21 protein-coding genes are annotated in these 22,971 nt (G+C 45.9%); 9 read left to right on the top strand and 12 right to left on the bottom strand.

Annotation, left to right across the window (positions count from 1 at the left end):
* Positions 1 to 104 precede the first annotated feature (104 nt).
* The 7 genes from LJE72_RS22295 to LJE72_RS22270 all read right to left on the bottom strand — a co-directional run bounded on the left by LJE72_RS22295 (position 105) and on the right by LJE72_RS22270 (position 7,351).
* The gene (locus tag LJE72_RS22295) at positions 105 to 995 is read right to left on the bottom strand and encodes a DMT family transporter (protein WP_229250175.1); all 891 of its coding nucleotides are present in this window, start codon (positions 993 to 995) and stop codon (positions 105 to 107) included.
* 73 nt (positions 996 to 1,068) lie between these two features.
* The gene (locus tag LJE72_RS22290; protein WP_229250174.1) at positions 1,069 to 1,884 is read right to left on the bottom strand and encodes an AraC family transcriptional regulator; all 816 of its coding nucleotides are present in this window, start codon (positions 1,882 to 1,884) and stop codon (positions 1,069 to 1,071) included.
* A gap of 645 nt (positions 1,885 to 2,529) precedes the next feature.
* Positions 2,530 to 3,021: a DmsC/YnfH family molybdoenzyme membrane anchor subunit gene (locus LJE72_RS26390; protein WP_282437947.1), complete on the bottom strand. Its 492-nt coding sequence runs from the start codon at positions 3,019 to 3,021 to the stop codon at positions 2,530 to 2,532.
* Positions 3,022 to 3,062: 41 nt separating this feature from the next.
* A complete protein-coding gene (locus LJE72_RS26385) occupies positions 3,063 to 3,407 on the bottom strand; it encodes a dimethyl sulfoxide reductase anchor subunit family protein (protein WP_282437946.1) in 345 nt (114 codons plus the stop codon).
* 41 nt (positions 3,408 to 3,448) lie between these two features.
* Complete coding sequence (locus LJE72_RS22280; protein ID WP_229250173.1) at positions 3,449 to 3,997, bottom strand: DMSO/selenate family reductase complex B subunit; 549 nt, start codon at positions 3,995 to 3,997, stop codon at positions 3,449 to 3,451.
* Positions 3,997 to 6,579 carry a molybdopterin-dependent oxidoreductase gene (locus tag LJE72_RS22275; protein ID WP_396391729.1) on the bottom strand — a complete coding sequence of 861 codons (2,583 nt, stop codon included), beginning with the start codon at positions 6,577 to 6,579 and terminating at the stop codon, positions 3,997 to 3,999. Before LJE72_RS22275 ends, LJE72_RS22280 begins: the two co-directional genes overlap by 1 nt.
* A 67-nt stretch (positions 6,580 to 6,646) precedes the next feature.
* On the bottom strand, positions 6,647 to 7,351 hold the full coding sequence (locus LJE72_RS22270) for a TorD/DmsD family molecular chaperone (RefSeq protein WP_229250171.1): 705 nt from the start codon (positions 7,349 to 7,351) through the stop codon (positions 6,647 to 6,649).
* Positions 7,352 to 7,758: 407 nt separating this feature from the next.
* Here LJE72_RS22270 and LJE72_RS22265 point away from each other — a divergent pair, with 407 nt between their 5' ends.
* The 4 genes from LJE72_RS22265 (at position 7,759) to LJE72_RS22250 (ending at position 15,360) form a co-directional block, all read left to right on the top strand.
* Positions 7,759 to 9,687 carry an oxidoreductase gene (locus LJE72_RS22265; protein ID WP_229250170.1) on the top strand — a complete coding sequence of 643 codons (1,929 nt, stop codon included), beginning with the start codon at positions 7,759 to 7,761 and terminating at the stop codon, positions 9,685 to 9,687.
* 1 nt (position 9,688) lies between these two features.
* Complete coding sequence (locus LJE72_RS22260; protein ID WP_229250169.1) at positions 9,689 to 10,243, top strand: PadR family transcriptional regulator; 555 nt, start codon at positions 9,689 to 9,691, stop codon at positions 10,241 to 10,243.
* Positions 10,244 to 10,647: 404 nt separating this feature from the next.
* Positions 10,648 to 11,349 carry an ABC transporter ATP-binding protein gene (locus LJE72_RS22255; protein ID WP_229250168.1) on the top strand — a complete coding sequence of 234 codons (702 nt, stop codon included), beginning with the start codon at positions 10,648 to 10,650 and terminating at the stop codon, positions 11,347 to 11,349.
* Between the two features lie 12 nt (positions 11,350 to 11,361).
* Positions 11,362 to 15,360, top strand: a complete 3,999-nt coding sequence (locus LJE72_RS22250) for an ABC transporter permease (RefSeq protein WP_229250167.1) — start codon at positions 11,362 to 11,364, stop codon at positions 15,358 to 15,360.
* Between the two features lie 200 nt (positions 15,361 to 15,560).
* Here LJE72_RS22250 and LJE72_RS22245 read toward each other — a convergent pair whose 3' ends face one another.
* Entirely contained in the window at positions 15,561 to 16,913 is a 1,353-nt protein-coding gene (locus LJE72_RS22245) for an APC family permease (protein WP_229250177.1), read from the bottom strand.
* 377 nt (positions 16,914 to 17,290) lie between these two features.
* Positions 17,291 to 18,061: a type II toxin-antitoxin system Phd/YefM family antitoxin gene (locus LJE72_RS22240; protein ID WP_229250166.1), complete on the bottom strand. Its 771-nt coding sequence runs from the start codon at positions 18,059 to 18,061 to the stop codon at positions 17,291 to 17,293.
* 607 nt (positions 18,062 to 18,668) lie between these two features.
* Here LJE72_RS22240 and LJE72_RS22235 point away from each other — a divergent pair.
* Positions 18,669 to 18,884: a helix-turn-helix transcriptional regulator gene (locus LJE72_RS22235; protein ID WP_229250165.1), complete on the top strand. Its 216-nt coding sequence runs from the start codon at positions 18,669 to 18,671 to the stop codon at positions 18,882 to 18,884.
* The gene (locus LJE72_RS22230) at positions 18,871 to 19,308 is read left to right on the top strand and encodes a hypothetical protein (RefSeq protein ID WP_229250164.1); all 438 of its coding nucleotides are present in this window, start codon (positions 18,871 to 18,873) and stop codon (positions 19,306 to 19,308) included. Before LJE72_RS22235 ends, LJE72_RS22230 begins: the two co-directional genes overlap by 14 nt.
* Here LJE72_RS22230 and LJE72_RS22225 read toward each other — a convergent pair.
* Together LJE72_RS22225 and LJE72_RS22220 are read right to left on the bottom strand one after the other, a co-directional pair.
* Positions 19,256 to 19,522, bottom strand: coding sequence for an ATP-binding domain-containing protein (locus LJE72_RS22225; protein ID WP_396391721.1), 267 nt, complete (start codon positions 19,520 to 19,522; stop codon positions 19,256 to 19,258). The genes LJE72_RS22230 and LJE72_RS22225 overlap by 53 nt on opposite strands.
* A gap of 64 nt (positions 19,523 to 19,586) precedes the next feature.
* Complete coding sequence (locus LJE72_RS22220) at positions 19,587 to 20,066, bottom strand: hypothetical protein (protein WP_229250163.1); 480 nt, start codon at positions 20,064 to 20,066, stop codon at positions 19,587 to 19,589.
* 528 nt (positions 20,067 to 20,594) lie between these two features.
* Between LJE72_RS22220 and LJE72_RS26875 the strand changes: the two genes are divergently transcribed.
* Entirely contained in the window at positions 20,595 to 20,903 is a 309-nt protein-coding gene (locus LJE72_RS26875) for a 4Fe-4S binding protein (protein WP_396391719.1), read from the top strand.
* A gap of 184 nt (positions 20,904 to 21,087) precedes the next feature.
* Here LJE72_RS26875 and LJE72_RS22215 read toward each other — a convergent pair whose 3' ends face one another.
* Entirely contained in the window at positions 21,088 to 21,471 is a 384-nt protein-coding gene (locus LJE72_RS22215) for a rhomboid family intramembrane serine protease (RefSeq protein ID WP_229250162.1), read from the bottom strand.
* Between the two features lie 46 nt (positions 21,472 to 21,517).
* On the opposite strand from LJE72_RS22215, the gene LJE72_RS22210 reads away from it, so the two are divergent.
* On the top strand, positions 21,518 to 22,078 hold the full coding sequence (locus tag LJE72_RS22210) for an ABC transporter permease (RefSeq protein WP_229250161.1): 561 nt from the start codon (positions 21,518 to 21,520) through the stop codon (positions 22,076 to 22,078).
* A complete protein-coding gene (locus LJE72_RS22205; RefSeq protein ID WP_229250160.1) occupies positions 22,050 to 22,889 on the top strand; it encodes an ABC transporter permease in 840 nt (279 codons plus the stop codon). The genes LJE72_RS22210 and LJE72_RS22205 overlap by 29 nt, the downstream gene beginning before the upstream one ends.
* Positions 22,890 to 22,971 lie beyond the last annotated feature (82 nt).

Raw genomic sequence — 22,971 nt, 5'->3', positions numbered from 1 at the left:
GGGGATTACAAATAGAGTGGGGATGTAATAAACCGGAAAACAAGTTTCGTTACATATTTACAACAAACACTAGGTGGGAATACCATTACAAATTCATCCACCACCTAACGAGGTGGGAGGACTCTTTGTGAACGTAGGTTAAATAATCTTCCATCCTTAAGCATTTCCCCAAGATAGGTTGACCCCAATATTAAAATCCCGCCCATAATCTGAGGGAGTGTCAATGTCTCTCCGACAAAGATCACACTGAATATAATACCAAATAAAGGCTCTAAATAACTGTAGGACACTATTTCAACAGATTTCATATGTGTATAGAGGGAAAAGAACATGGTATAGGCCACACTTGTATGTAATATACCCAAGAGAATAGTATAAGTAACTGCCCTGGCATCCAAGTCTACAACTCTTAAAATAGTTCCATCAATCAATACAAAAGGCAGTAAAACTATCATCGCTGCAAATATTTGTACAAAGGTGGCCGTTTGATTATCCACCCTGACTTTAATACTGCGGTTAATCAGCACTATGGCTGCGTAAAGCATCCCTGAAACAGCACTAAGTGCAAGCCCCAGGTATCCGTGGCCTTCTAATAAATTATGACCAATAATCAGGCAGAGTCCTAGAAAAGAGATGAAAATCACTGCAATTTGAATCTTTGAGATAGTCTCTTTCAGTAACAGCGGTGCAGCTATCATGACATATACCGGACACATATTATAGATCATAACGGCAGATGAAATACTGGTATGTTTAAACCCATAGAACAAAGTTAACCAGCCAAAACCCAGTAGTACACCGGAAATAAGATAGGGTTTTAAAAGCGTCCATTTCACCTGATCCCCTTTTTTCATTTTCATGACTACAAAAAGGACCGGCAGGGCAATTAGAGCCCTCAGAAAGGCTAAGCTTAAAGCGGACAAGGGGATGGATCTTGTAAATACACCCAGACTTCCCCATATAATCATGACAAGAACTAATTTAAATCTATTCATAGACACACTCCTCGTATCTTTGCTAAGTCCAGATTAGCCAAATAATAAGGAGCTGTATTGTATAGAATTGACACTAGCCTTTTACTTGGTGTGTATAAGTTGCCGGGGTAATGCCATACATTTTTTTGAATTCTCGTATCAAATGGGCTTGATCATAAAATCTCAATTCCTCGCAAATATCAAATACGTCCACTCCTTTACTTAATAACTTTTTTGCTTCAGCTACTCGACATTGCAAATGGTAGGCAGCAGGTGTGGTGACATATAATTTCTTAAAATTCCTGATTAAAGAAAATTTATTCAACCCGGATATCTGCTGAAGTTCATCTAAGGTTATAACCTCATTCACGTGAGCTAAGATATAATCATGGATGGTTTTGACCCTATCACTGGTATCTGTAGGAGTGATTTCCGAAATGTCTTTATCTCCAAACTCTAGCAATAATTCAATAAGGATATTTTCCAAAGTGTCTGGAATCGTTTCTATTAGCAGTTGTTCAATAAAGCCGATTAATTTCCGGACTTGATCCCCTGTCAGCTTTTTTGCTTGACTAAAGCTGACCAATTCACTGTAATAACTGGAATTAACAAATAACATAACATATGCCCAGTGATTAATATCTTTCGGTGCACATCTGTGTGTCATCAATGAGGGTATAATGACACCATCACCTGATCCATAATGGATAGTCCTGTCCCTCAGTGTTAAGTCCGTGGTTCCTTCTATTATATACCCTAATGAAAGTTCATTATGGACATGAGACTTATAAGCATGAGGGTTGTTTCTACACCGCTTGATTTCCACCCCTTCAATAATGCTTCTGCTAAATTCCATATGTCGGTCTTGTTCAAGACTACTCAGATAATCCCCCTTGTCTGATATATTCAAAATCCAAACACTTTCCTTCTATTTTTTATTGTCTGCTGTAATAGTTTCAGACCTGGGAACTTTTGTCCACTTTATTAATTGTACTATAATTTCATTGCGGTGACATATTTCACAAGAAAGAAATTAAATCGATAAGGCGTAAGGCGCGTCATATACCAGATATTACTTTTATACTTGAATCCTTCCATATAACATGGTGCACATATTGCCCAGTTGCTGACGGATGTTCGGGTCTGCAGAGACTAATAAAAGAAATCCCATGGTAGTGCAGGTTATTTCACTGGTCTGGTAAGGATGAAGCAGCCATGTTCAATGAAAAACACAAATCCCAAGTGAAAGCAGAGCAATTCCCTCTGGATTGCCAAAACCCTTTGCTATGGAAGCCAGACTGGCCAGAGTCTAACGTCTTTCCGCAAATGCGATCATTTTGAACGCGTTTAGTTTATTGAAGCCGTTTCTGTCAAACTCAATCGTATTGCTGCGCAAAACCGTCGTTACCCTAAGAACGATCTGTCCGCTCGCTGCATGCATCAGCGTATTGTACCAATGAGTTGCAAAGGAAAGGCATAGTACCATCTTGAGGTCCTATGCCTTTTATAGACGCCTTATTCCAGAATTCTTAAAAAATGGGCACACTTCCCCCTTTTAGCCCACCATGATGGATACGGCTGAGGCGTAGAAAATATAACGTCCCAGGAATTCACCCACTAATACGAGGGCAAAGGCAAGATAGACTGTATTTAGTGGAATTGCCGGGGTGGTATTTCCTTTTTTGAATAGAGTATAGACCAACAGTGCAGCCCCTATTACTGATAGGACCCATCTAATAACCATCATCGGCGCATACGTGCCTGCAAGGGTTTGGGCAGAGGCCAGGGCGGCATCTCCACCGCCGGAAAGGGCGGAGTAATAAACGGGTAGATAAACCAGTTGAATTAGCAAAGCAGCTATTCCTGCCAGGCTGATTTTTTTAAGAACACTAATTAATTCAGGGGATAGTTTATTGCCCTTTGAACCTTGAATAATAAAGGCTACCGAGCCTAACGCCCCAAAGAGGATTGTCGTTCCTAAAAAAGCTAGAAAAGTATTCCCGCTATCCCAGGCTGGTCGGATGGACGAAGAATAAATACTTGCCATGCTGAAAATCACCATAATTCCGGTTAGGGCTGTTACCCAGCTTAGTATCTTATGAACTGTCCTTTTCTCGCAACGAAGTAGTTTCCAAGGACTAAAACAAAGAAGATTCCGACGAAAAGTATCTCCCTGCTCAGCCAAGAACTTCCAATATTTGAAAGAGAGCGGTATGCTCCGCTTGGCGTACCCAGGTGGAATAGTGATAAGACTAGAGCAATGGCCATTATAACTCCAATGGCTAGAAACCCAGTGTTTTTTAATTGTGCCGCCGTTTTATGGTTCTCTTTCGATTCTAAGACCGTGCGTACGATCGTCAGAAAGATAAAAGTGCCGACCCCCAACTGAGCTAAAAGGGTAAACATCATTAACGGCCATTCTTCAGCAAACATTGCTTAACCTCCTTTATTTGATTGTAAAGACCAGCTAAGCTCTAGCGCTTAGCTTCGCTTTTCGGTTTGATGAGGAACGATGGCTTTGTAATAGAGGAATCCGGCATACCTTTGATGTCCGAAGTTCCGCCATACTCTTTTTTGAGCTCCTCAATATCCCCATATTTCAAAACCCTCATCAGACAAGCATCAACACAGGCTGGATTTTCACCTTTGTCAATTAAGTCAGCACACATGTCGCATTTTCTCACTTTACCCAGTTCCTCGATATATTGGGGAGCACCATACGGGCAAGACCAGGTACACAGGCGACAACCGATGCACTTTTCCTGATCATGCATGACAATCCCATCTTCACGTTTATAGAGAGCCCCCGAAGGACAGTTCTCTACACATTTTGGTTTTTCACAGTGATTACATGCGATGGATAAATTATAGATCCAAGGATGGGGATATTTCCCACCTTCGAAACTGGTGACTCGACGGAAAAGCGTCCCCTGTTTCAAATCATTTTTATCTTTGCAAGCAATTTGACAGGTTTTACATTTACTACATCCAGTCATATCAAAGTAAAATCCAAGCTGCGCCATTACTTAGTCCCCCCTTGTGCACTAACAATCCTTTGTGGCCACGTATCATCGGGCTGTAGCCTAATCGGACCATTATATTTTTCCACTTGAACATTACACGTATTATACCCTTGTGTCCCTTGGCCTCCACAAAGCCCGCCATTTAACACATTCACGGCTCCAGCTTTACAGATACCACTTTCCTCATCGATTTCTGCCCAAGCGCCTTGACCCAGGGTTAGGGTTCCCGGCATCATTCGTTCTGTCAGATAAAGAGGCCTGATCACACTTCCGTGACGGCTTGTGACTTTAACAATATCATCCTTATGGATTCCCCTAGCTTCTGCATCGGAAGGGTTCATATATAATTCGTTTCCGAACGCCTCTCTCAACCCAGGGATGTTATCCAAGGTGGAATGACTGCGACGAGCGTAGTGGATTGTCGTTAGTTGCAAGGGGCAATCAGCCTTAACTTGTTTTTCGTAATCAGAATAAGTTTCTTCATAACCCTCAGTAACATATTGATATTTAGCAATCGGTGCCAACTTACTCCAGCCAAACGCTTCAATATTATCCATCAAAGCTTGACTATGAATTTGAAACTTACCACTCTCTGTTCCTAACGGATTCTTCTCGGGATCCTCAATAAACTCTTTATAATCGATATGACCAAACTTATCCCCCGGAGAGCGTGGAACCTGATAAATCCCTCGTTCTTTAAATTCCTTATACCCGATGCGCCCCTGTTGTGGGGTTCCATCGACTGCTAATTCAGCAATATCTTCAGCAGTTATAGTAATTAACGTCTCATACCCTGAACCATCTTCTTTAATAACAGTACACCCAGCTACTTGGTTGAACACCTTCTGTACCTCTGACAATGAATCAATTTCCTTAGGATCAAAGCCTAGCCGTTTTCCGATCTCAATATTGATCCAGTTATCATCTTTGCACTCATACAGAGGCTCAGTAATTTGGCTATAATGAATGATCATTTCCGGGTTCCCTGTAAGGAAACCTCCGAACTTCTCCCATTCACTGGTGGCAGGCAGTACAATGTCGGAATATTTGGCGGTCGTCGTTAAGAAGTGAGCAGAATTCACAACAAATTCAACTTTACGAAAGGCTTCAATTCCTTTCATAAGATTCGTAGCTTGGTTCAGAGGATTACCAACACCTATATTAACAAGTGCTCTAATGTCACACGGCTGCTTACCCCTTACACCTGCGGTATATTCGCCAGTAACAACGGCATTCCAAGCCTCATCCCAAACAATACCATGCCAGTCTGTATGAAAGGGATCCGGTCCAGGAAAGGTAGGCTGTTTATAAAGGGGATTGGGTAAAGAGGAACCTCCGGCCTTTCCTGCTTTAACTAAGGCCGGGCCTCCATAGCTTTGAAGATTATGCCGATTATTAGAACAAATTGAAGCTCCAGGTTTACCAACATTACCCGTCATCCAGCCCACGGTTAGAAAGGCCTGACAGAATTGTTCACCCAGCACGGTTCTGGCAGCTGCCGACGAACTACTAAAGGTCATCGGTTTCGTGACAGCGACTTGATGAGCAAAGGTCCGAATAAGTTCAGCGTCAGTTCCACAGTGTTCAGACGCCCATTCTGGAGTTTTTGGCTGTCCATCAAACGTTCCAAGTACATAATCCTTAAAGTTTTCTTTAGGATCAGCGTTTTCAGGCATATGGTCACTATCAAAACCAACACAATACTTATCTAAAAACGCCTGATCATGAAGGTTGTTTGTAATCATATAGTGAGCCATGCCTAATAAAAGAGCGGTATCTGTTCCCGGACGTACCGGGATCCATTCATCGGCTAAAAGTTGTGCCGAATCCGTATAAAAGGGGTCGACCATGATAATCTTTGCTCCAGCATCTTTGGCCTGTTTATAGTTGTAAGCCGGATTACCAGCGCTACTCCAAGCAGGATTTGAACCCCAAAGGACGATAAGCTTAGCGTTTTTCAAATCAAGACGGTCATTAGAACCTCTTGACCTGTTACCATTCATGAACTGCTGGGGCTTAGGCCATGCTCCGTCAGATGTCGTGCCCCAGTAAGTCATTGAGCCACCCAATGCGTTGATTGACGTGATTGAACTTTTAGACAGAATAGACTTATTACCGTAAGATTCCTTGATTCGCTTTAGTTCAGCCGCGATAGAATCTAAGGCTTCATCCCAGGATATTCTAACCCATTCATCCCTGCCTCTGAGGTCCCTTTTTCCACCAGTTCCGGGTTCCCAGTTCTTTCGCTTCATTGGGTACTTTAAGCGGTCAGCACCAAATACTTGTTGACGTTGTGACCGACCTCTGGCACACCCTCTTTGTTGCGGATAATCCGGGGTGTCCGGATGAGTATCGTCCGTCTTTTGACGAAGAACAACCCCATCTACCACATAAGCCTTATTAAGACATCGACCTCCACAGTTGTGCCAACAAGCCGCAGTAATCCATTCGCCTTCTTTACCGGCAATTGCTGCTGCTTCGTCTGCATCAACTTTGGCTAATCCACAACCCGGCAAGGTTAAGGCTGCCGCAGTCCCTGCAGTTAGCGTCGCCGTCCAGCCGAGAAAGGATCGTCTGTTCATGCTATATTTCTTTGCATTCTCGAGAAGATTTGCCATCCTTTAAGTCACCTCCATAAATTCTAACACCTTAAATCTCTATCGCTGAAAGCTCTTCAAGAGCTTTCAGGTCTAAGCTTAAAAATCCGCTGAGGATTTTTGCCATCCCTTTGTAAAAGTCCGTGTTTGCTGATTGAATCACGGTTTGGCTAAATTGATTGATCCATTTGAGCAAATGCCCTTTGAGAAACTCCCTTTGGTCTCTGTGGATTGCGGTAACGTCCTCACAGTTCTCAGAGTTCAAGGCATCTAGACTGAGCAAACCCAACTGATACATAAAATCAAGCTCAAGACCCAGGTGATCATCTGCTTCATGTCCGTAATCTTTAGGTAAGAAATTGTATTTAAGATAAGCCCGTCTTACCTGTAGAGTCTCTTCTTGGAAAAGCAAACGATCTTCATTAAGATAAGCTGATTCCCAGGGGGGAGCTGCTAACTTATTCGGACCGATAAACAAGCGAGTGTAATCCCAATGAAGTTGATCGAAAGTCTCGTCCCTTAACGGCTTTAGCTCATTCAGGTAAGAGGTCACGTCTTTTGCGCCTTCAGCAATTAGTGAACTTTCATCACTAAAAGGAAAGGACGTCATCTGCTCGGTCTGAATTAGACTCTGGAGGAATTCCGGTGAAGGTTCTTGCCAAAAGTTCCTTCTCAAGAGATCATAGGCATGGATCCTAACCTCGATCAGAGCCCGAAGGTTCTCACCCATCGCGCGGTTATCTGAGTTTGTGCTCATGTTTAGCTCCTTTCTCAGCCACGCTTCTTATTTGAATTATAGGTATATGTGAATTTAATAACATACTATAGATTTCGCTATGATTGATCATTTCCCCTTTGTAAAAAGGGTACAATATTCCGCTGTAATCTTTGGATGTTTCTACAAATGACAACCGCCGTCGTGGTAAAAAAGACCACAAGCTCCAGCATGCCTTCCATTGTCAGCTGAACATAGTTTTTCTGTGTATATGGAGACGTTTAATATGTGGTAGTCTTGGCAGGCTTGGATAAATAGTTCAAACCGGGAAATCCTTAAGAGGAAAGGGATTTCTCTGTTTTCTTAACGGGAAAAGAGTTTTTATGTTATAATACACTATGTTAATCTATCATAGTATGATCCACATTATTACTAATTGGAGGTATTGTATGTACGAGAAGGTATCCAGCACAGGAAAAATCGGTCTGCTTGAACTGAAAAACCGCTTTATCATGCCCGCAATGGGCTCCCACCACGGGGAAGCAGACGGAAGTATAGGGGATGAGCTGATTGCCTACTACGCCGCCCGGGCAAAGGGCGGCTTTGGCCTGCTCATTACGGAGTTCACAACCATTTCGCCGGAGGGAAAAGCGCTTCCCGGACAGCTGGTGAACTACTCCAATGACTGCGTCCCCGGCTTTAAAAAGCTGACAGAGGCCATCCATACCCAGGGAAGCAAAATTTTTATGCAGCTCCAGCATTCCGGTCGGCAGACTAATTCCCACTTTACCGGTTTGCAGCCGGTGGCGCCCTCACCCATCCCCTGCCCGGTGAATAAGGAGCTGCCACGAGAGCTGACCATCGCTGAAATTGAAGAGATTATTGAAAAATTCGGGGACGGAGCACTCCGCGCGAAAACCGCAGGCTTTGATGGGGTAGAAATTCACGGCGCCCACGGCTATCTGCCTGCCCAGTTTATGTCCAGCTACAGCAACAAGCGCATTGATGAGTACGGCGGCAATTTGCGAGGAAGAGCACGCTTTTCCGTAGAGCTAATTCAGACTATCAAGGAGAAATGCGGTAAGGAGTTCCCCATTATCTTTCGCATCAGCGGTGACGAACGAGTAGAAAGCGGGCGAAGATTGAATGAAACCGTATTAATCGCCAAAATGCTGGAAGAGGCAGGCGCAGACGCCATCCATGTATCCACCGGCGTTTATGCCAGCATGCAGTACATGGTCCCCCCGGCCAATGTACCCCAGGGATTTAATTTGGATGCGGCGCAAGCCGTCAAGCAAGGGGTTCATATTCCTGTCATTGCCGTTGGCCGCATCATCGATCCCAGTATGGCGGAGGATGTGATCGCCAGTGGCATTGCGGACTTCGTTGCCCTCGGGCGAGCCTGCCTGGCCGACCCGGAATTTCCCAACAAGGTTAAGGAAGGCAGAACAGAGGAGATCTCCCCCTGTGTCGGCTGTTTAACGCGCTGCAACGGTGCGCCCGGTATTGACCCCAATGACCAGGGCGTTTCCTGTATGATCAATCCCTTCACCGGACATGAGGGGTTTATGCAGATTAATAAAGTTGAAAAGCCCAAACGCATCGTCATCGTTGGCGGCGGCATGGGCGGTCTAGAGGCTGCTTGGGTCTCTGCGGCCAGAGGGCATCAAGTCACGCTGTTTGAGAAGAATGAAAAGGCCGGCGGGCAGGTTATCCCCGGAAGCGTGCCGCCCTTTAAGCACGAACTGACCAGAGCAATCCGCTTTTATATCACGATGTGCCAGAAATACGGCGTCGATGTGAGGCTTGGCACCGAAGCGGATCCGCAAGCTGTTCTGGACCTTAAGCCTGATGAGGTCATCCTGGCAACCGGCGCAACCCCGACTGCGCCATCCATCCCCAATGACGGCATACCGGTAGTGCAGGCTGTTGATGTGTTGAACGGGCAGGTCATGGTGGGCAAACGGGTGCTGATTGTCGGCGGCGGTCTGGTGGGGCTTGAAACCGCGGAATACCTGTTGACCCAGAACCGTCAGGTAACCGTTGTCGAAATGCTGGACCAGGCGGGGGCGGGACTACACCCGAGCATTCAATTTTTTGTTTTCAAGGCTCTGAAAGAGGGCGGTGTGGATATTCTGACCAATACCAAGGTGGAAAAGTTCCTTGCCGACGGCGCCATAGGCTCCACCAATTCCGGCGAGTTGACCCTTTCAGGCTACGATATGGTGATTCTGGCGGTGGGCTCCAAAGCGTACAACCCACTTCAGGCAGCACTAGAAGGAAAGGTACCCTCCCTCCATGTGATCGGCGATGCGGCTAAGCCGCGGAGAATTGTGGATGCCATTGAGGAAGCCGCCCGGTTGGCTGTGAAGATCTAAGATGTACTATGATATATTTATTCTCGGCTGCCTGATGGACGGGCCGCGCCACGGATATAACATCAAAAAGCTGCTTTCGGAGCGATTCAGCGCCTGCACCACCATCAACAACAATACGCTGTACTCTTTACTCAAGCGCTATGAGCAGGCGGGCGATATCACAAAAGAGGTTGAACTTTGCGAGGGAAAGCCGAACCGCAATATTTTCAGCATTACCCATAAAGGCAGAAGGCAGTTTATCAGTATCTTGCGTGACATCCCCGATATGGTGATAAAAAACCGCGACGAATACATGATGCGGCTGTATTATTTTCACCTGCTTGATATCCCCACCCGGAAAAAGCTCCTCAAAGGGCGCGAAAAGTACCTGATCGACTCCAGGGACTGTGTGGAAGCCCAGACTCATATGGAAGCGACCCTATTTGTGCCGGTTAAGATCGAGCTGCAGGAATTCCACCTTAGACTGCTAGGTTCGGAGCTGGAGCTGATTGCACAAATGAAAGAAAAGCTGGATGGACCCTGCCCTGTATCCGATGACGGCAACCTCATTCTATAGCCAAGCTCCTAGTTTCCTCCACTAATCACCTTTTTTTGACTACCCTTTGCGAAACTGAGGAAGGCTGCCGGTCTCTGAAGCCCCTTTTCTAGTGTGCCGGCAGGGCTCAATTCCTCCTTCTTTAAGGTGTCAAATGTCTGCGCATACGCATAGGCTTAAGTCCAAAGATTCTTGGCAACTTCTGCCCTTTCCCTCCACTCCTCTTCTTGGATTCCAAGAAGGATAGCGCCTAGGTGTAGGTCAAATTCGTCACCAGTGACCAATTCGGATTATACCCTTCATATCGCTTGACGCTCAGGCCCTCATTCAGGGCTTGAGCTTTTTTACGCCTAACTTCGGATAATTTGCGATCCATAATGGGAAGCTAACTCTTATTTAGGAATTCCAAAATTGGAGTTGATTCTATGCCTTTTCTTCAAATGGTCGAATGCTATAAGCGGTATAACATGGGCACCACAACTATTGTCGCCAATAACGGAATTAATTTTGATATTGAAAAGGGCGAATTTGTGGTGATTGTCGGCCCTTCCGGCGCCGGCAAGTCAACGGTACTCAATATCCTCGGGGGTATGGATACCTGTGACGAGGGCCAGGTACTGATTGACGGCCAGGATATCGCCAAATCTACAGGCAGAGAGCTGACTACCTACAGGCGGCTGGACATCGGGTTTGTGTTCCAGTTCTATAACCTGGTGCCCAATTTGACGACTCTGGAAAATGTGGAACTGGCAGCGCAGATTGTACCGAATGCCAAAGATGCCAAAACGGTCTTGGAAAGTGTCGGCCTCGGCGATCGTCTGGATAATTTCCCTGCTCAGCTTTCCGGGGGAGAGCAGCAGCGGGTAGCTATTGCAAGAGCACTGGCCAAAAACCCGAAAATGCTCCTGGCAGATGAACCGACAGGTGCCTTGGATTATAAGACTGGTAAGGCGATTCTGAAGCTTTTGCAGAATACATGTAAGGACACAGGGACAACGGTTATTGTGATCACCCATAACCAGGCGATTGCGCCCATCGCCGACCGGGTGATTGAGATCAACGACGCTAAGGTTAGAAAAATAACGGTTAATGATCGTCCTGTTTCCATCGATGCTATTGAATGGTAGGTGGTATTGACCATGGGTAAAAAAGCCTTGAACAGGGATATTCTCAAGGAATTCACAAAATCTCGCACGCGCTTTATGTCGATCATGTTGATGATTGCCTTAGGTTCGTTTATCTTTGTGGGGATGTATGTAACGGGACCCACCATGCGCAACACGCTGCTCACCTATGCGGACAAGTACCATCTCGAGGATTTGACGGTGACGTCTCCCCTAGGTCTGGCAATGGAAGACGAGCTGATTCTCGACTCCGTTTCGGGGATTGAACTCTTGGATTACAGCTATCGCACTGATTTGATGCAGCGCGATTCGGACGTGATCGTCCGCGCCGAGTCCATGGGAAGGCTACCGGGCTACGAGATCCTCGAGGGTAGGCTGCCCATGGGCGCGGAGGAGCTGGCTCTGGATGGGATGATGCGGGAAAAGGGCTATAAAATCGGCGACCCCCTCTTATTTATCCCTGAAAAAGTACAAAACAGTTACCCTTTAAAAAATTATGATTTTATCATTGTCGGCTTTGTGAACTCGCCCGAATATTTGATGCCGCTGGAGAAGGGCACGTCCTCCATCGGCGATGGAGTCGTGGACTGCTTCGCCGTGATTGCGAATGAAAATTTTGCTCTGGAAAACGTCAGCTTAGCGAGGCTGGACTTCAGCGACGTCAAAGGACTCGACACCTATTCCGACGAGTACAAGGAGAAGATGAAAACCCACAGTGACGAAGTGGAACAGGCTTTCGCTTCACGCCCGGAAATCAAGCTTGAACAGTACCGCAAGGAAGGAACCGCTGAAATTTCCCAAGCGCAGTCGGAAATCACCGATGCGGAACAACAAATGCTAGACGCCAAACTAACATTGGATGACGCCAGAGCCCAGCTGGAGAACGGCTGGGCTGATTACGAAGACGGAAAGGCCACCTTTGAAACTAAGATCCGCGAAGGGCAGGCGAAGATCACCTCCGGGCAGGAAGAGCTGCTGGCCTCAAAGGCCCAGCTCGACGACGGTTATGCCGAGTTCGCAAACGGAAAAAAGAAACTGGCTGATTCCCAAGCGGAATTCGCCGACTCACAGGCCAAACTCGCCGACGCCAAGCTGCAGCTTGAAGACGGACAGGCGCAACTAGACGCCGCTCAGAAAACCATTGACGACGGCAGAGTGGAGCTTGCCGCAAAAACGACGGAACTGAACGACGGACTGGCTGAACTCAACGGCGGACTAAGTCAGATCAGCGCCAGCCTGACCGAGATCGATGCCGGATTAGCCCAGATTGCGATTGGACTGCCCCAGATCGCAGCGGGGCTGCAACAGGCCGAGGCCAGCATGGCGGCCCTTGATGATGGGATAGCCCAGATTGATAGGCAGCTGCCCGGTATAGACCAGAGCTTGGCTTCGCTAAACGCCTCTCTCGCCACTATTGAGAAGAGCCTTACGTCAATTGACGCGCAACTAGACAATCTTAACAGCAACATCGCGGATTTGACCTCCCAGCGTTCTGCTCTGTCTGCCCGCCAAGATGAGCTGAAAGCCCTCCTTGCGCACACTCCTGAACCTAACCCCCTGGCGCAAGCCGAGCTGGACGCGATCCCCGGAAAAATCGCTGCGATAGACGCGGAGCTTGCCTCGCTCGAACAACAAACTTCGGATCTGACCCCTAAAAAGGCGGACTTGGCGAATCAGCAGACCGCTCTCAACGCTCAAAAGGCACCGCTACTGCAGACGAAGGCGGGACTTGAACAGAGCAGAGCAGATCTTGTGGCACAAAAACCGCAGCTGGAAGGGACAAAGGCGTCTCTGCTGGCCCAGCAAACCGATCTGTTGAACAAACAGGATCAAACTGTGAACAAAAAAGCGGAGCTTCAGGCCCAGTACAACGCCCTGCTTGCTCAGCAGAAAGCAGCCCTCGAATCCCTTGCGCTACTCAGCGACGCGAAAAACAAGCTCAACGACAGCCAGCAGACGCTGGACAAGCAGCAAGCGGAGTTTAACGCCAAAAAAGCGGACTATGAGGACGGTCTTATCCAGCTGGAAGAGGGCCGCGTCAAGCTTGCCGACGGCCAGGCCGAGCTGGAAAAAGCACGTGGGGAGCTGGCCGACGGCCAGGCAAAGTACGACGACGGCGCGGCCCAGCTCGAAGATGCCAGGGCAACACTGGCGACGGAGGGGGCAAAGGTCGAGGAGGAGCTGAAGGCTGCCTACCGGAAGCTACTCGATGGCGGAGCCGACTATGAGCAAGGGCGCTTGGAGTATATTAACAAGTTGCCCAAGGCCCAGAAAGAGATCGAGCAGGGCAAAACCGAGCTCAACAAAGCCAAAAATCAGCTCGCCCGGCTCAAGGTGCCAGACTACACCATTCACGACCGCTACAAGAATATGGGCTTTTACCAGATCATCCAAAATTCCGAGAGCATGGACCTGCTGTCCCTTTTCTTTCCGGTGTTCTTTTTCCTGATCGCTCTCTTGGTTTCACTGACCACTATGACGCGCATGGTCGACGAACAGCGCCTGCAGATCGGCACGATGAAAGCCCTTGGCTATTCAGACTGGGACGTCATCAAAAAATTCCTGGCCTATGGAAGCCTCGCCAGCCTGATCGGAAGCTTAATTGGCATTGCTGGGGGGCAGAACATACTAATGCCGATTATCTTCGATGCCTATTCCTCAAGTTTCATCTTTAATCAGGAGCTCCCCCTGCTCTCGCCCGTCTTCAGCGTAATCGCCGTTTTAATCAGCCTACTCTGCACGGGGTTTGTCGCCTTTCTAACCACCCGAGCCTCACTGACGAACAATGTCTCGGTGCTGCTCAGGCCCAAAGCTCCGAAGATTGGGAACCGCATTCTTCTGGAGCGCTTCACGCCGCTGTGGCGACGCCTCTCCTTCAATTACAAGGTAACCGCCCGGAATATTTTTCGCTATAAAAATAGGATGCTGATGACGATTATTGGGGTGGCCGGGTGTACCGCTCTGATTTTCATGGGCTTCGGAATCCGCGATTCCGTCGGTTCGCTTTTTTTTAAACAGTACAGCGATCTTTTCCGCTATGATACCGTTGTTATCTTTGATGAGAATGCCGCAACGGAGGATCTGTTGGCTTTCAGCGACGGGCTCAAGAGTGACAGCCGCATCGCCGGACTTTATCCGGCGCGGTTTGAACAAGGCATCGTCCAGATACCCGGCAAGCTCGACCAGACAGTCGCCGTCGTCGTGCCTGAGGATGAGGCGGCATTTCGCACCATCAATCAACTGCGGGAGCGCAGAAGTAAGCTCCCTATTCCCTTGGCGGACGGCGCGGTCATCACGGAGAAGATCGCCGTTCTTCTCGGACTGAATGTGGGAGACAAGCTGGAGTTTAAGGACAACGACGGCACCTTTAAAACTATTGAAATCGCAGGGATAACGGAGAACTACGCTGGCCACTATCTGTATTTACCCCTGGGTTATTACGAAGAACTATTCGGTAAACCCTACCGCGTCAACAGTGATTATCTTTTGCTCCAAGACAACAGCACCGAAAGCGTCAGCCTCTTCTCCAGAAGCATGCTGGAAAAGGAGGTCGTGCTGAGTACAGTGAATACCAATGTCGCCGGCGATGCTATCGGAAATCTGACCGATTCTCTGAACATCGTAGTGCTGGTTTTAGTTTTAGTCTCTTCGCTACTGGCTGTCGTGGTGCTCTACAACCTGACAAACATCAACGTATCTGAGCGGATACGCGAATTGTCCACCATTATGGTGTTGGGCTTTTATCCCAGCGAGGTGACGGGCTATGTTTACCGTGAAACCATGATCCTGACCACAATTGGAATATTTATCGGCTTCGTATTTGGGTTGCTCCTGCATGGCTTCATCGTTACCACACTACCGCCTGAGAATGTGCTGATGGACCCTGCGGTTAAGCTGACCAGCTATATTCTAGCCGCGGGGTTTACCCTCGCCTTCTCTCTTGTCGTCATGCTGATTATGCATAGGCGGCTCAAAGGTATTAACATGGTTGAAGCACTGAAAGCAGTGGAATAAGATCATATCCTTATTTCTATACGGTATGGAATGATTTCCGGCAAAAGGAGTCGCATCGACGGTTATTTGACTCATCTCTAAATCTGTGAGCGTATATTCAACTGTAGAGCAATAGGTAATTTGTATTATTGTAACATAAAAAGCAGCTAATCCTCGTAAGAGATTAGCTGCTTTTTACTTATCAACCTTGAGCATTGGATCTATTTTTTTCTGATATTCATAATCATTCCCAAGGCCATAATCACGCCGAAAATAACAAGGTAGAACCAGACTGCCTTGCCATGGGAATAACAGGCAGCAACCACCATGAAGACACAGGCACAGATAGCCAGGGACGGCATAAGGAAGCGTTTAACGAAGTTCAGAGACTTCTCTTTGACCATCATCATAACGAAAATAGGGATATACATGGCATAGATGCTCACAATCGGCAGTTCCGAACTATCAAAACTAAAGGAACCGAACCAAGGGACAGCTGTTAGATTGGCACCGAAAAAATACAGCAGCCACATACCGCTGAGCAGTAGACCTAAGATGGAGGAGTTCGTCGGCATATTAGTGTTTATATCAATGCTTTTAAAGACCTTGGGATTAGGGCCCATATCTCTGGCTGCTAAAGAGTAGAACCCCCGGGTGCAGCCCATCATTAAACCATTTAAGGTTCCCAAGCAAGAAATTACCACAAATACGAACAGAACTGTTCCTCCCAGACTGGAGAATACTGTGGAAAAGGCCAGTTTGGCTCCGGCTTCGCCGCCTTCCATCATCACGCTGTTACTCACAGCCCCTGCCAGTCCTACGTAGTACAGAATGTACAAGAGCGCAACAAACATGGTTCCAAAGGTCAGTGCCAAGGGTAGGTTTCTCTTAGCATCCTTCAATTCTGCATTGATACTGGTGGCAATAATCCATCCTTCGTAGGCGAATGCAGTGGCAACAACCGCTGTGAAAAGCGGGTTGGCACTTGTCACACCAGCAATCGCCCCACTGGTAAAGTTACTCACCAAGATGCCATTGCTTAGTCCGACGATGATTCCGACAACTGCCATGAGAGCAAGAGGGACAATCTTAATGATCGTCGTCGAGACTTGGAACTTACCGGCCAGCTTTGGGGAAAGCGCGTTTAATGCAAAGCTCCCGACCAGGAAAAACCCAGAAATCGCCATTGCTTCACTACCCGCAATATCCCAGCCCAGCAGCACACAAGTGTATCGAGCCGATACCCATGCCAGTACAGAGGTGAGGGTTGGATAATAAATAGCAGCCATAAACCAACCAATAAAATAACCGTACTCACTGCCTAGGGCAACTTCAGCATAATCAACAATGCCATTTACTTTCTCATATCGGGTAGCCAAGGTGGCGAATACATAGGCACAAACCATCATGATAATTCCGCCAATACTCCAAGCCAAGATACCCTGAGGCAGATCCCCTCCGGTAGCCGTTAAAACCTTCTCTGCTTTGAAAAATACGCCGCTGCCAATAACAATGCCGATAACCATTGCTATAGCAGTTAAAAGTCCGTATTTTTTCTCCAATCCATTTTCCATCATTCAATCTCCTCGCTAGCCATATAGTTTGCTAAAATGAAAACATTTATTACTGTAACACACTGACGCGTAAAAATAAATACTGGTTAGGACTTGTAAATTGCTATGACTACCTTGTGTTCTTCGCATTACCATGGTCTGAAACAGCGAATAAACCTTTCTTTGGTTTCATTATTAGCTTTGATCATTATGTCAGTATCAACGTGCACTATTGATAGTATTGCAATCGCTTGACTACATCAATTCTGTTGGCGTTTCTTGTGTATTTGTATGACGATGCCCTACTTGAGTTTAAAGATATTCTGACAAAACGCGGATGTATGCCGATGACCTGTGCAGGGACAAAGACAGTGATGGCAATCATTATTAAGAAGGATTTAAGGGAAAACTATATTCCCTGAAATTTCCAAATCAGGAAGCCAATACGACCGAACTGCTTCCTGTTTCCTGTAGGTTCGAAAATGATCAATATCCAGGTCTTTAAAACCATAAACCAGTATAGTCTCCTGATCAGGATCGACAATCCAAAACTCCCTGACCCCGGAAATCATAAAAGTATTCAGCTTATCCACCATATCTTTGGACCTGGTGCTTGGCGATAAGATCTCAACAACCAGAACCGGCGTGCCCATATACCGGCCTTTTTCATCAGTGGTCTCAGCCACATCACAAGCAACAAGCAGATCGGGCTGCATTACATCAGGGTCTTTGAAACCTTCTTTCCTGAAATGTACATCGAAAGGGGCATAAAATACCTTACATCCTTTCCCTTTGAGATACTCTTTGAATCCAACATATAAGTTTCCCGAGATTTCTTGATGGATAATGCTTGGCGAACTTAACAGCACAATTTCACCGTTGATGAATTCCATGCGCATATCGCTTTTTTCGTAGATTTCCCTAAATTCCTCATAGGAGACTTTTTTTCCTCCGTACCGGTAGTCCAAAGCCTTCTCCTTCATGAGAAAATAGCGATCGCTGTCTGTGAGGTAAGGTGTGAGCCTCACCGCTTTTTTACCGTTTTTGGTAATTACCACTTCATTATTATCGATTACATAATCCAAATATGTCCCGAGATTGCTTTTAAGCTCCGTAGCTGTAATTATATTGCTCGATTTTTGATGACCTTCATTGTTTATATCGTTCATAATTCTAATCACCTCGCACGATAATCATATTATATCGAACGATAATTATCAATCCTTTTTAGCTCGTTGGCTGATTTTAGCTGTAGGAATCATACAAAACAAAAACCTTCCCAAACAATAAAGTTCGGAAAGGTCATAAGTATCACAATAGAGAGTACGCGCACATCAGTTACAAGGTAGCAGGGTACATTCTCCACAATCTGTTGGAAAGCTTCAAGATACTTTTCTTTGGCTAAATGTGGGTTGCTACAGCGAACTCTTTCTATTACTGTCTTTTCAGTTTCATGGCTATCATTCTAAACCCTCCGCTTACTCACCTTCGGCGGGACAACAATGATATGATGTTGTTGATGTTTGTGGTGCCCATGACCTTGGTGCATACCTTTTTTCCGGCAGGAACTATGATGCCCTGAGCCCTGTCCGCGGTGCATCCCCCCTCCATGAGAATCCTCTGCCGCTTCCAAATTTGCGCATAATTTCTCTGTAAAGATAAGGAGTTGTTAAGCACCCCTCGTCATGGAAAGTTTACTTGACACAAGTGTGTTTCTATCCTATTTTATGTCTATGGAAAGCTTACTTTCCATAGACAAGTATAGGAGATGGTCATTTGAAAAACAGGCTCGAGGAAATACGCAAATTACACGGAATCAAACAGGAAGAGCTGGCAGCAGCTTTGGAGGTATCCAGGCAAACCATCGGCTCCTTGGAAAACGGCAGATACAATCCCTCAATTCTCTTAGCCTTTAAAATTGCACGTTATTTCAACATGAGTATTGAAGACATTTTCATCTACGAGGAGGAGGCAAACAATGAACAAAAGTAAATCAGATAAGTATGCATTGTTTTCAGTAATTGGCTTTATAATTTTTGTAACAGGCCTTGTACTAATAAAATCAATACCGGACGCAGAGGGAATAGTGCGTGTAATACCATATCTTTGTGTAGGGATTGGAACTGGCTTATTTGGGCAAAACTTAGGCGAAATACTGAAAAACGCCGCACTAAAAAAAGAACCGCAAGCCGCAAAGCAAATTGAAGTAGAGGCAAAAGACGAACGGAATATAGCCATAAGCAATAAAGCAAAAGCAAAATCCTATGACTTGATGCTAATGGTATTTGCAGCACTGATGCTAGCCTTTGCTTTAATGCAGGTGGATATGTCTATGATCCTGACCTTTGTAGCCGCCTATCTGCTTATTGTTTTCTCAAACATTTACTATCTGAATAAATACCAGAAAGAAATGTAGGCCATGGTCGGGTCAGCCCGCCGGAGCAGATCAACGCCAGCTGATGCATCGCCCGCGTGCAGGCAACGTAGAGAAGGCTGCGGTCATAGTCCCTGGCATAAGTCTTGCTGTTGGCCGCAGGAATGATGACCTCCTCAAATTCCAGTCCCTTCGACATTTGGATGGGGGTGATGGGTATCCCGTTTATAAACGCGGAGCTTTCGAGTGAAATCAACTACACCTCATAATCCAGACAAAGGACCTCTTTGTCATCGATTTGCCATTACCAATCGTACTTGTTACATAAGTCCTCCAGCTTCATATGAGCACCTCTCGAGAATACTTGAATTATTGTTAGCAGTGTCAACAAATAATTTAGCCATCTCAAGTGCATCTTCCAGCGCATCGAAAAGTAGTAAAGTGTACCTAAACAATACTTTATTGTTTACTTGATGTATAACATGGGGAATTCCGCTTCCCATTGCCAGTGACCTTAGCACAGGCTTTCTGCCTACTCTCATTAAGATGCTCAGAGCCTCTAACGAAACACAGTTGCTTGGCATGCGAGAAGCTATGGCTTTCTGCACGTTGCATTTACAAGGAATTGCAGCATTTATGTCTTTCTTATATTTTTTGTGCTCTTCTTCCCATTCCTTAGACATTTCGCTGAACAGGTCACTAACCCCCTCTACTCCAAGCGTGTATTTACCAATAAATTCCTCAGGCATGTTCTCGAATTCAAGAGCGGTTACACCAATCATTATATTTCTTTTAGCCACTCACTTTCACTCCTTCATATAATGTTTTATACAAGAATGGAGAGCTTACTATTTTGTGAATTGAATCACCGACATTTAATAAATGTTGCTGATTTGTATATAATTCTACTATTCTATATATTCTATATATTCTTATTATACACTCACTTGATATAACTCAGTAATACAAATGCTAAATCATGCTTGTTAATAAATAATATACCTACTTCAGATAATATTAGGATTCAAGCCAGGAGTACGTCTGCGTGTTGCTGATGAAAGTCCCACTTGTGATGGTAACGTTCTAGCTCTTCGCGTTTTTAAAAAATCCCCCAGCTCTTTATATCGAAGTTTCACATTATTCAAACTCGTCACCAATCCTAACTAGTATAATTTATACCATTATAATTTCACTCCTTGTAACATTATTAGATTTGTATTACTGTAAATCATGAAAAATTTGTAAAACGAATAAAAATGTTTTTTTAACTGCAGATAGTCTAAAGATTTAAAGGAGAATCTCATAAAAATACACTTACTGAAACTAGTTTGTTTTTCACCGACGGGGACAACAAAAGCAATTATTCAAGGATTGCGCGCGGAATTAATCACAGCACTGCAGAACTAACAGATATCACCAAACCAGCTGCGAGAAAACACCCATTACAAACATCAGAAAATAATCATCTGATTGATCAAAAAAAATGCATCACGTGTTGTGCCTGCATCAAGAACTGTCCTCAAAACGCCAGAACTATGAAAACCGGTCTAGTCAAAGACGCTGCAATGCGACTAACTAAACTGTATAAAGAGCGAAAGGCGCCGTTATTCCTTTTTTCCGACATCGAATCCGGATGATTCATAAATAAAAAGTGCAGTTCGCACTTTTTTTATTCACAGACTTCCATCAACTAGCCAGGTTATGAAATGATTCTAAAACAACAGGCCCTTCAATGAATCAATATAACGCGCAGAATCTATCCCTATTTCGTAAAGGCCCAGGCGATCACTCTCCAAAATGAGCTGGAATTATAAAGTTTAGTTATGTACGTCTGCTTAGAAGACCAAAAGCAGCACCGCAGACTCCTCCTAAAATATGAGCTATATGAGCTATTCCATCTTTCGATCCAACACTTAATATCTCGCCCCCAAGATAAATAATTATCACCAATATGAGGGTTAGTGGGATTTTTCCATCCTTCATGCCTGCAACTGATGATAGGACTATCATCATAAATATAATACCACTTGCGCCCAGTAATACAGTACTCGAAAATAAAATGGCATGAAATAATCCAGACACCAATGCAGTGATTGTAATCATGATTAAAAAAGATTGAGATTTATATTTTTCTTCAAGTATGGGGCCTAATACCAGAAATAGTACCATATTGCTTGAGTAATGGCTCCAATCCCCATGGCCCAAGGCTGCGGATTACCTGATTAGAATTCTGTCCTTTATTAACAGCTCCATGCCGGGCTTTTTCGTAGCGGTGATTTTAATTTATATCTTTTCCATTAAACTGAAGCTGTTTCCTACTATCAGTTCGGGCAGTGCCCAAGGAATCGTCCTGCCCACCCTGACTCTGGTCATCTGTCTTTCCGCAACCTATGTGCGGCAGGTCAGGGCGGCGATTATCCAAGAGATGGGCGAGGATTATATCCGGATGATCAGGGCGCGGGGTATTAGAGAACACTGGATATTGATGGGAAGTGCTCTTAAAAGGACACTTCCCACCATCCTTACTATTGCCGGCATGAATATCGGACATCTTTTAGGCGGGACGGCGATCATCGAAATAGTGTTTACCTATCCGGGGGTAGGACGGCTGGCGATACAAGCCATAACCGACAGAGATTATCCGCTGATCCAGGGCTATGTCCTGCTGATGGCGGTGATTTATGTAGCAGTCAATCTCCTGGTCGATATCTTGCACGCTTATGCCGATCCCCTCGTTAAACACAAAATACTGCTGGAAAACAGGGAGAACTGGGGAAAGAAGCATGAAAACAAACAGGCTGAAATCACCTAAAACTCAATTTATTTTCTGGACTGCCCTGGTGTTAGTGCTGCTGGTGTTTGCGGCAGTAGGGCCGCTGTTCCTGAGTCATGACCCCCTGAAGGTTAATCTGGCCCAGGTCAATCTGCCCCCCTCCGGCGAGTATCCCCTGGGCACAGACTATATCGGCCGTTGTATTATGTCCCGGCTGATCGAGGGGGCGGCCCGTTCTATTTATTCAGCCTTAATTGTGGTTGGGGTAACCTTTGTGATAGGTACGGTGATCGGAACACTGAGCGGGTTTTGGGGTGGTCGGTTAGACGGGTTGTTAATGCGGGTGGTCGATTGCTTTCAGGCCTTTCCCAGCCTGGTATTCACCATCGCCATCGCCGGGATGTTGGGGCCGGGTACAGTAAACTGTGTTATTGCCCTGTCGGTTATAGGCTGGACCGGTTATGCACGCCTGGCCCGCAGCCAGGTGCTGTCTCTTAAAGAGCGGACCTTTGTCAGCGCGGCCAGAATTTCCGGCAGCTCTACCCGGAAGATCTTAGTGCGGACGATTTTGCCTAACTGTCTTAGTCCTTTGGTGGTATCGGCAAGTATGCATATCGGCGGGACAATTCTAAGTTTTGCCGGTCTTTCCTTTCTGGGCTTAGGATCTGCTCCCCCCTTTCCCGAATGGGGAACGATGTTAAACGATGGCCGCCAAAGGCTGCAAATTGCTCCCTGGGCAGCCCTCTTCCCAGGTCTGGCCATTTTGTCCGTGGTCATGGTGATGGGAATGTTCGGAGACAGTTTGAACAAAGTGTTAATTTCCTCTAAAAATAACGAAGTTCAGTCTTAGGAGTCTGCTGCAAAACTTTAGAAATCCTCTGATAGGTCACAAATTACTGCAATATAGTTGAGATCAATGTAGCAGCACACTA

It is taken from the genome of Desulfosporosinus shakirovi (assembly GCF_020595055.1).
GTDB lineage: Bacteria > Bacillota > Desulfitobacteriia > Desulfitobacteriales > Desulfitobacteriaceae > Desulfosporosinus > Desulfosporosinus shakirovi.
This window is presented reverse-complemented; position numbering and strand designations above follow the sequence as displayed.

Coding starts and splice junctions, on each gene's coding strand:
- LJE72_RS22295 (WP_229250175.1), bottom strand. CDS start 995: ATGAATAGATTTAAATTAGTTCTTGTCATGATTATATGGGGAAGTCTG.
- LJE72_RS26390 (WP_282437947.1), bottom strand. CDS start 3,021: ATGGCAAGTATTTATTCTTCGTCCATCCGACCAGCCTGGGATAGCGGG.
- LJE72_RS26385 (WP_282437946.1), bottom strand. CDS start 3,407: ATGTTTGCTGAAGAATGGCCGTTAATGATGTTTACCCTTTTAGCTCAG.
- LJE72_RS22280 (WP_229250173.1), bottom strand. CDS start 3,997: ATGGCGCAGCTTGGATTTTACTTTGATATGACTGGATGTAGTAAATGT.
- LJE72_RS22275 (WP_396391729.1), bottom strand. CDS start 6,579: ATGAACAGACGATCCTTTCTCGGCTGGACGGCGACGCTAACTGCAGGG.
- LJE72_RS22270 (WP_229250171.1), bottom strand. CDS start 7,351: ATGAGCACAAACTCAGATAACCGCGCGATGGGTGAGAACCTTCGGGCT.
- LJE72_RS22265 (WP_229250170.1), top strand. CDS start 7,759: ATGTACGAGAAGGTATCCAGCACAGGAAAAATCGGTCTGCTTGAACTG.
- LJE72_RS22260 (WP_229250169.1), top strand. CDS start 9,689: ATGTACTATGATATATTTATTCTCGGCTGCCTGATGGACGGGCCGCGC.
- LJE72_RS22255 (WP_229250168.1), top strand. CDS start 10,648: ATGCCTTTTCTTCAAATGGTCGAATGCTATAAGCGGTATAACATGGGC.
- LJE72_RS22250 (WP_229250167.1), top strand. CDS start 11,362: ATGGGTAAAAAAGCCTTGAACAGGGATATTCTCAAGGAATTCACAAAA.
- LJE72_RS22245 (WP_229250177.1), bottom strand. CDS start 16,913: ATGGAAAATGGATTGGAGAAAAAATACGGACTTTTAACTGCTATAGCA.
- LJE72_RS22240 (WP_229250166.1), bottom strand. CDS start 18,061: ATGAACGATATAAACAATGAAGGTCATCAAAAATCGAGCAATATAATT.
- LJE72_RS22230 (WP_229250164.1), top strand. CDS start 18,871: ATGAACAAAAGTAAATCAGATAAGTATGCATTGTTTTCAGTAATTGGC.
- LJE72_RS22210 (WP_229250161.1), top strand. CDS start 21,518: ATGCCGGGCTTTTTCGTAGCGGTGATTTTAATTTATATCTTTTCCATT.
- LJE72_RS22205 (WP_229250160.1), top strand. CDS start 22,050: ATGAAAACAAACAGGCTGAAATCACCTAAAACTCAATTTATTTTCTGG.